Source organism: Sulfolobus sp. B1 (assembly GCF_007050195.1).
GTDB lineage: Archaea > Thermoproteota > Thermoprotei_A > Sulfolobales > Sulfolobaceae > Saccharolobus.
This window is the reverse complement of sequence record NZ_QIMI01000362.1, coordinates 1-576: the sequence shown is the minus strand read 5'-3', so window position 1 is coordinate 576 and position 576 is coordinate 1. Positions and strand designations below refer to the sequence as shown.

The following is a 576-nucleotide window of genomic DNA, read 5'->3' as shown; positions in this document are numbered from 1 at the left end:
AAAGCTTGGTTCTGCATCTCCCTTTCTAATGCAAACGCACTATACAAAGGTAAGTCCATTCCCTCATTTACAGCCAATTTAGCAAATCCTACAGCTAATGCTGGTCCCTTAGCAACTTGTCTAGCAAAATTAAACGATTCTTCAAATAATTTCTCAGGCTCTACTAATCTGTCAAGGAGTCCTAACTCATAAGCCTCTTTAGGTGTTAATGTTTTACCAGTAGTCATTAAATAAATAGCCTTTGATCTACCTACAATTCTGGCTAGAAACTGAGTTCCTCCTTCTCCAGGTATTAAAGCTAGATTAGCAACTTCTGGCATACCTATCTTTATTTCTTCACTATTAGCACCAAACCTCAAATCACATGCCAAAGCTAACTCTAACCCACCACCCATGCAATGACCATTTATGCTAGCTATTATCAGCTTCTTAGTAGACATCATCCTTAACATTACCTCTTTGCTGAACTGACTTGATAATCCTATATATTCTGGGGGGTTTTTCCTTAATCTCGTTTATATCAAATCCGGCTGAGAAAAATCTTGGTACATTACTGGTAACCAATAATGCCTTAAC

Annotated in this window: 1 pseudogene; it reads right to left on the bottom strand. The window is 37.7% G+C overall.

The annotated features are described in order from the left end of the window. Positions 1–576, bottom strand: a pseudogene (locus DMP16_RS10705) (enoyl-CoA hydratase/isomerase family protein); the annotation flags it as partial.